The sequence below is a fragment of the Sphaerobacter sp. genome (assembly GCF_019683595.1).
Classification (GTDB): domain Bacteria; phylum Chloroflexota; class Chloroflexia; order Thermomicrobiales; family Thermomicrobiaceae; genus Sphaerobacter.
Genome location: NZ_JADGHZ010000161.1, coordinates 1 through 7,581 on the forward strand (window position 1 = coordinate 1; position 7,581 = coordinate 7,581).

The window sequence follows — 7,581 nt, forward strand, 5'->3', positions numbered from 1 at the left end:
CCCCCCCCGCCCCCGGCGCGCCGCCGCCGCCCGGCTCCGCTCAGGATGACAGCAAACGGGCACCGCGGAGGTGCGGCGCGGTCGCGTTGCCCGGTGACGGCACGGTGGCTCATACTTGGCACCGGGGCGCGTCGTCTGATGCCTCGGGAGGGAGAACGGATATGACCGGGACGCGGGTTCGGGTGCGCTTCGCGCCCAGCCCCACGGGCGACCTCCATGTTGGGGGCGCTCGTTCCGCACTCTTCACCTGGCTCTTTGCCCGTCACCACGGCGGCGACTTCATCCTCCGCATTGAGGACACCGACCGCCGCCGCTACGTCGAGGGCAGCGTCGAGGGGATCGTCGAGTCGCTCAAGTGGCTCGGGCTCGAATGGGACGAGGGGCCGATCTTCCAGAGCCAGCGACTGGAGATCTACCGAGAGCACGCCGAACGTCTCGTCGCGCAGGGCGACGCCTACCCGTGCTACTGCACCCCCGAGCGGCTGGAACAGGTGCGCGCCGAGCAGCGCGCGCGGGGCGAGCCGCCCGGCTACGACCGCCGCTGCCGGAATCTCACGCCCGCCGAGCGCGCGGAGTTCGAGGCCCAGGGGATCACCCCGGTCATCCGCTTCAAGATGCCCGAGGCGGGCACGACCGTGGTGCCGGACCTCCTGCGCGGCAACATCACCTTCGAGAACCGCCTGCTGGAAGACGCGGTGATCCTCAAGTCGGACGGCTTCCCGACCTACCACCTCGCGGCCATGGTCGACGACCACCTCATGGGCATCACCCACGTCACCCGCGGCGAGGAGTGGCTGCCCTCGGCGCCGCTGCACGTCCGCATCATCCAGGCGTTCGGGTGGGAACTGCCCACCTTCGTCCACCTGCCCGTCATCCTGCGCCCCGACGGCAAGGGGAAGCTCTCCAAGCGGGACGGCGCCGTCGGCGTGCTCGAGTACCAGCGGGCCGGCTACCTACCCGAGGCAGTCATCAACTACCTGGCGCTGCTCGGCTGGTCGTACGGCGACCAGGAGATCTTCACCCGCGAGGAGTTGATTCAGCTCTTCGATCTGAAAGAGATCAACCCCAGCCCGGCGCGCTTCAGCTTCGACAAGCTCGCCTGGATGAACCAGTACTACATCAACCACATCATCTCGCTGGAGGACCTGACCGTCCGCTGCATCCCCTACCTGCGGGAGGCCGGGCTGGTCCCGGCTGCGGCCGAAGACCCGACCACGCCGGAGCACGTCTACGTGCGCGAAGTCGTCGCCCTGCTGAAGGATCGCCTCAAGACGCTGGCCGAAGTGGTCGAGTTGACCAGCTTCTTCTTCACCGAGGGAACCGAGGAGTACCCGGCGGACCTGCTCGTGCCGCGCAAGACCGAGCCCGCAAGCGTGCTGGAGGGACTCGATCGCACGCGGGAGATCCTGGCCGGCGCCGACTTCGAGGATGAAGCGGGGATGGAGGCGGCCCTCCGCGCCCTGGCGGACGAGCTCGGGCTCAAGGCAGGCCAGCTCTTCATGCCGATCCGCGTCGCCGCGACCGGGCGAACCGTCTCCCCCGGGCTATTCGAAACGCTGCGGGTGCTTGGCAAGGAGCGGACGCTGGCGCGCCTCGACGTGGCCCGCGACAAGCTCCGCGCCTACGTCGCCGAGCAGTCGTCCGCCGCCGGGTAACACCGGCCCCCCGGCTGACCACGAGCGAAAAACGGGCGCCCGACGGGCGCCCGTATTGCTTTCTAAAGCTCGTCCTCATCCTCGTCCAGTTCGTCCTCCTCATCCCACTCCTCGTCCCACTCGTCCACGTCGGGGTACTGCTGCGGCGCCTCCCCGTGTTTGGCGACGATTCGCGGGTAGTCGGCGTCTGGATCCACGGTGTCGCTCGTCCGCTGGAGCTGGACACCGAAGTGCCACTCGTCGCCGAAGTCGTAGATGTAGAGGAACTCCTTCTTACCCGCGGCGCCCGGCAGCGGCAACTCGCGGATCGCGACCTCATCGACTTCCGGATCGTCGATGTTGTAGGCCCCCTCCTGGTCCCACGCCTTGCCGGTCAGGTAGAAGGCCCACATGTGGTCCAGATCGAAATCGAACGCGAGCGGGATCGCATCCCCCAGCTCGGCGATTACCTGGTTGGCCGCGATCTCGATGTCGCGCCAGATCTCCTGCGGGTTCGGTGGCGCGTAGCCGCCGCCGAGCATGCGGACGCGGAAGGTATAGATCGGCGCCTCGTAGGGAGCGGGTGTCGTCGACATCGGGGTCTCCCTCCGCTGATTCGGCCGGTGCCGGGCTGCCGCCCCCGGCGCCGGCGTGCCCACGGCGCCGGGGGCTCCGACCATGCACCGGACCCATGGGACGCGCGCATGGGCAACACCACAGCACACATTCCCACTGCATGAAGAACGCCAACGCTGCACCGCCGGCAGCCGGGCGATGGAAAGCTTCCTTGACATCGCGCCGCAGCTCGGCTATCCTGGGGATGGAAAGCGAACTTTACATCGCGGAGGATGGTGGTGCGGAACCGAGTGCGCGAGGCGCGGCAGGAGCAAGGCTGGACACAGGACGACCTGGGTCGGCGCGTCGGCGTGTCGCGGCAGACGATCAACGCAATCGAGAACGGCCGCTACGATCCGTCGCTGCCGCTGGCCTTCAAGCTTGCCCGTGTGTTCAGGACCACCATCGAGGATTTGTTCTTTCCGGATGAAGCGCCCGTGACGTGAGAGGAGCAAATCGAAGTGGCAGCGGTACGGAACCAGGTTGCGGGCTTCCTGGCACTGGCCGCAGTCGCGGTCGTGCAATACCTGATCGTGCGGAGCCGCGACGTCACGGATAGCTGGTTCTACCTGTTCGCGGCCGGGCTGTTCGGCGTCTTGGCCGTGGCCTCGGTCCTCCAGGTTATGCTGCGCGGTGAGGACACGATCGTCCGGGCGATGGACGAACGCGCCGCCTGGCTGCAAGCGAAGGCGATGCGGTACGCCTACAGCGCGGCCATCCTCGCCACCTACTTCGTCGCCTTCCAGCAGGCCCTGGCCACCGGTGAGGTCTACAACCCGGTCACCTACCTGTTCGGCTTCATGGGCGCCGCCTGGAGCGTGGCCTGGCTCGCCGTCCAGTGGCGCTACCGCTGAAGGCCACACGCCGCGTCGCGCCGCGCGTGGCATGATGTCATGGGCTGCAGCACCGAACCAGTCCGGTGAGCCGCGCCCGGAAAGCTGCTGAGGACGAAAGGAGACTGGATGACGGCATCCGCAACGCCGATGGTCGCGGTCGAGCAGCTTGCCAAACACTACGGCAGCGTGCGCGCGGTCGACGGGATCAGCTTCAGCGTGGCGGCGGGCGAGGTCTTCGGCCTGCTCGGCCACAACGGCGCCGGCAAGACCACCACCATCCGCATGCTGACCGGCCGCACCCGGCCGACCGCCGGGCAGGCCACCGTGGCGGGCTACGACATCGTCTCCGAGCGGGACAAGATCAAGCCGCTCATCAACCTCGTCTTCGAAGACCAGAACCTGTACGAGCGCCTGAGCGGGCGAGAAACCCTGCATTTCTTCGCGGACCTCTACCAGGCGCCCCGCTCCCGCGCCGACGACCTCCTGGAGCTGGTCGGGCTCACCGAGGCGGCCGACCGCAAGGTGAAGACCTACTCCACAGGGATGAAGCAGCGGCTGCTCGTCGCCCGCGCGCTGATCAACGAACCACGCGTCCTCTTTCTCGATGAGCCGACCCGCGGCCTCGACCCGTCCTCCGCTCGCGACCTCCGCGATCTGGTCAAGAACCTGAGCGCGCAGGGTACGACCATCGTCCTCACGACCCACTACATGGAAGAGGCCGACGAACTGTGCGACCGCGTCGCCTTCCTCAGCCAGGGAAAGATCGTCGCCCTCGACACGCCGCGCGAGTTGAAGCTCCGCTACGGTCAGCGCTCGGCCACCGTGCTCCTCGACGACCGCAGCGAGCACACCGTGCGGCTCGACGACCCCGCCGACGCCGACCGGCTCGCGGCCTGGATGCGCGACGGGCGCGTCCTCACCATCCACTCCCAGGAGGGGACGCTGGAGGACGTCTTCATCGCCCTCGCCGGGCGACCGCTGTGAGGAGGAGCGGAGCATGCGTTTCAATCTGATGTTGCCGATCTTCCGCAAGGATCTGCGCGACGCGATCCGGGACGCGCGTGTGCTGGTCGCCGTCATCGTCCCGCTCGGCCTGGGGATCCTCTACGGCCAGATCTTCAGCGACGAGGCACCGACCTTGGAGGTCGACATCGCTTACACCGCCGCGGGCCAGACGCAACTGCTCGACACGCTGCAGACGGCAGCCGGCCCGGCGGTCAAGCTCAACTTCAGCGCCTATGACGACGAGGCGGCCGTCCGCGAGCACGTCGCCGACGAGGATGCGGACCTCGGCCTCGTCATCCCGGCCGGGTTCGACGAAGCTGTCGCAGAGGGTAGCTCCCCACCGCTGACGGTGATCCGCGCCCAGACCAGCAGCGACGCCGACCTCATCACCGCCATCCTGGACGGGGCGCTGCGCACAATGGCCGGGCAACAACCTCCGGCGACGATCCAGCAGGAGATCATCGACGAGCCGCCGAGTGCCGCCCAGGCGATCGTTGAGGAGCTGGGGCTGCGCCGCTATTTCGTGGTCGCGGTGGCCGTGATGCTGGTCGCCATGATCGGCATGCTGGCCGTGCCGGTCATCCTGGCCGAGGAGGCGGAGAAGAAGACGCTGGACGCGCTGGTGATGGCGGTGTCCTACAGCGACGTGATCGTCGCCAAGGCGTTGGTCGGGCTGGTCTACGTCGTCATCTCTGTGGGGCTGCTCCTGGGACTCACCGGCGTCGCGCCCGAGCAACCGGCGCTTTTCATCGGGGCGCTCCTGACCCTCAGCCTAGCGCTGATCGGCTTCGGCCTGCTGCTCGGTGGGGTGTTCAAGAACGCGAACCAGCTCAACACCTGGTCGGGCTTCATCCTCCTCCCGGTGATCGCCCCGGCGTTCATTGCCGGCTTGCCCATGCCCGACGTGGTCGAGCTCCTGCTCAAGCTGCTCCCGACTAGCCAGGCCGTCCAGCTCATGATCAACGGGCTGAGCGGCCGTGCCTACTACTCCGACACGTGGCTCGGCTTCGTCGTGATCCTGGCCTGGACCGCCCTTGCCTACCTGCTGCTCCTGCGCACCCTGCAGCGCCGCGAGGCGTAGCGGTCCGGCCACACCGGTGACGGGGAGCGGTGGATAAGGGCAGACACCCCGGCGTGGGGAGTCCGCCGCCCGGCCTGTGCCCGGGGGTGGGTAGCGTGAAGGATCCCACGCCGAGGCACGTGCCCGGGGCTAAAGCCGCCGGGCTGCATATGAAAAGCCCACTGAAGGGGCTCCCCTGGCCCACACCTCGGCGAATCCGATCCGGCGGCCCGTCGAGTACCGCGGCCCTAACCCCTTCAGTGGGCTTCGTCTTCTCAGCCCGGCGGCTTTAGCCCCGGGCACGCACCGAGCGGTGGGATCTTCGCGCCACCCGCGGGGATCCAACCCTGGGGCAAGTCGTGCAGGTGTGGTCTACGACCAGGATGGAGGCGGCCGCGCTCAGACGGAGGCGCGCTCTTCGGTGCGGGCGCGGTCCTTCGCCGGTTGGCGTGCCGGGATGAGCACCGTCACCGTAGCCAGGACCAGGAAGAGCGCCAGGCACCAGAAGACCAGCATCGGCTCGCCGCGGTTGAGCACTCCACCAAGGATGGGCGGGGCGATGATGCCGCCGACGCTGAAGCCGACGGACACAAAGGCGAAGCTCTGCCCGGCGGCACCTTCCGGCGAGGACTCGCGCACCAGCTTGTCCCGGCTCGGCATGATGATCCCCTGCAGCCCACCCGCCAGGGCGAACACCGGCAGCAACAGCCAGACCGGGATCGGCACCGCAGCGACCAGGAGCATCAGGAGCGTGCTCGCGGTGAAGCTGGCGGCGATGACCCGCCCGTAGCTGCGGATGCGATCCGCCAGCACACCGCCGGCCAGCACCCCGATGGCGAGCGTGACCAGGAAGGCGGTGAGCATTCCGTTGGCCGTCTCGAGCGAGACGCCGTACCGCTCGGTCAGCGTGGACGGGAGGAACGACTGCAACCCCGCGGTGAACATCGAGGTGAACACGAAGAAGCCGAACAGGAGGAGGAACGGCCGGCTCAGCATGAAGCTGAAGCTTGCTCCCTTACGGGACGCTCCCTCCGCCTTTGGGGACGGCGCCGGCCGAACCGGCGCAGGAACCCGGAGCTGGAAGGCGACCGCCGCCGCGATGATGATGCCGAGCAGCCCGGCGACGGCCAGCGCCACCTGCCAGTTAAAGACCGCAGTGATCCCGGCAATGACGAGCGGCGCGGCCGCGCTCCCGGCGAACCCGGTGAAGGTGTGCAGGCTGTAGGGCTTCCCCGCGCGCTCGGCGCTGAAGAGCGCGGAGAGGATGGCGTAGTCAGCCGGGTGGAAGACGGCCTGCCCCACCCCGGCGCAGAGCGCCAGCACGAGGAGAACGCCGTAGTTCGGCGCCAGCGCCGAGAGGCCGATGGCGGCACCGTTTACCAGCAGGCCAAAGACGAGGATCGGCTTCGGGCCATGCCGATCGGCCAGGTAGCCGAATGGGACCTGGAAGATCGCGCTCGTGACGCTGTAGAGCGTCATCAGGAAGCCGAGTTGCAGATAGTCGACCTGGAAGACCCCCGCGAGGACTGTGAACAGGGACGGCCAGGTGATCAACCAAAAGTGGCTCATGAAATGCCCGGCGCTGATCAGCAACAGCGCCGTCCCCGCGCGGGAGTCCGCGGGGTGGGCGATCTGGCTGGACATCGGTCGCTGCCTCTCCGTCCGGCCGCGGCCCGCGCCGCCGGCCGAGCTGCACCGACCGAGTGTACGCCATTCTCCCCGAATGCGTGAAGAGATACCGGAACCTGCCCCTGGCTCCGCGACCCCTAGAGACAGCCACGCCGGGCTGGAACGCGGGCGTCCACGTTCCCGGCATGAACGTCAGGCGCCGGTACGGTATTCGTAGTGCGTCTGGCAGCGCAGGCAGCGCGTGGCGGTGGGGAGCGCCTTGAGCCGGGCCGGATCGATCATTTCACCGCAATCGATGCACACGCCGTAGGTCCCACGCTCCAGCCGATCCAGCGCCGCGTCGACCTCCGCCAGTTCCGCGTCGATCCGGGAGAGGGCGCCGACGGTGGTCTGGGCCTCTAGCAAGTCGGAGGCGGCATCGGCGATGTGCGTGGCGATGGTGCCTTCGTCCTCCTGGCTGACGGTCATCGCCGCCAGCGTCTCCTCCACCTCGGCGCGATGGCGTAGCAAGTCCTCGCGCAGCCGCATCAACCGGCCGCGTGCTGTGGTCATCACCTCACGGTATGCGCCGCTTCTGGTCATCACAGCAACCGCCCTCCCTCCAATGCCGTCCCGTCGGTCAGGGAACGTCGCTCCGCCCTTTCACGTACCGCAATTGTCTGCGGGGAAGCGGGGAGGGCTCGCAACAGATCATCAGGTGTCGCGACAATGTCGTGACAATGCGGAGGGAGGGGCGGTCGAGACGGTCCACGGACCCCCTCCCGGGAATGAATACCAAGAACCACGCCACCACCCCCCCAAT

At 68.1% G+C, this 7,581-nt stretch carries 8 protein-coding genes; 5 read left to right on the plus strand and 3 right to left on the minus strand.

What is annotated here, in order from left to right; translation table 11 throughout:
* Positions 1-161: 161 nt before the first annotated feature.
* On the plus strand, positions 162-1,655 hold the full coding sequence (gene gltX / locus IRZ30_RS13860) for a glutamate--tRNA ligase (RefSeq protein WP_294086031.1): 1,494 nt from the start codon (positions 162-164) through the stop codon (positions 1,653-1,655).
* A 62-nt stretch (positions 1,656-1,717) separates the two neighbouring features.
* Here gltX and IRZ30_RS13865 read toward each other — a convergent pair whose 3' ends face one another.
* Complete coding sequence (locus tag IRZ30_RS13865) at positions 1,718-2,230, minus strand: hypothetical protein (protein ID WP_294086032.1); 513 nt, start codon at positions 2,228-2,230, stop codon at positions 1,718-1,720.
* A 258-nt stretch (positions 2,231-2,488) separates the two neighbouring features.
* Here IRZ30_RS13865 and IRZ30_RS13870 point away from each other — a divergent pair, with 258 nt between their 5' ends.
* The 4 genes from IRZ30_RS13870 (at position 2,489) to IRZ30_RS13885 (ending at position 5,171) form a co-directional block, all read left to right on the plus strand.
* Positions 2,489-2,695 (plus strand): helix-turn-helix transcriptional regulator, encoded by a 207-nt coding sequence (locus IRZ30_RS13870; protein WP_366945353.1) that lies wholly within the window; start codon positions 2,489-2,491, stop codon positions 2,693-2,695.
* 15 nt (positions 2,696-2,710) lie between these two features.
* Positions 2,711-3,103, plus strand: coding sequence for a hypothetical protein (locus IRZ30_RS13875; RefSeq protein ID WP_294086033.1), 393 nt, complete (start codon positions 2,711-2,713; stop codon positions 3,101-3,103).
* Between the two features lie 108 nt (positions 3,104-3,211).
* Entirely contained in the window at positions 3,212-4,069 is an 858-nt protein-coding gene (locus IRZ30_RS13880; protein WP_294086034.1) for an ABC transporter ATP-binding protein, read from the plus strand.
* Positions 4,070-4,082: 13 nt separating this feature from the next.
* Positions 4,083-5,171 (plus strand): ABC transporter permease, encoded by a 1,089-nt coding sequence (locus IRZ30_RS13885; RefSeq protein WP_294086035.1) that lies wholly within the window; start codon positions 4,083-4,085, stop codon positions 5,169-5,171.
* A 378-nt stretch (positions 5,172-5,549) separates the two neighbouring features.
* On the opposite strand, the gene IRZ30_RS13890 is transcribed toward IRZ30_RS13885, so the two are convergent.
* Positions 5,550-6,794 (minus strand): MFS transporter, encoded by a 1,245-nt coding sequence (locus IRZ30_RS13890; RefSeq protein WP_294086036.1) that lies wholly within the window; start codon positions 6,792-6,794, stop codon positions 5,550-5,552.
* 177 nt (positions 6,795-6,971) lie between these two features.
* Complete coding sequence (locus IRZ30_RS13895; protein ID WP_294086037.1) at positions 6,972-7,361, minus strand: TraR/DksA C4-type zinc finger protein; 390 nt, start codon at positions 7,359-7,361, stop codon at positions 6,972-6,974.
* Positions 7,362-7,581: the final 220 nt, after the last annotated feature.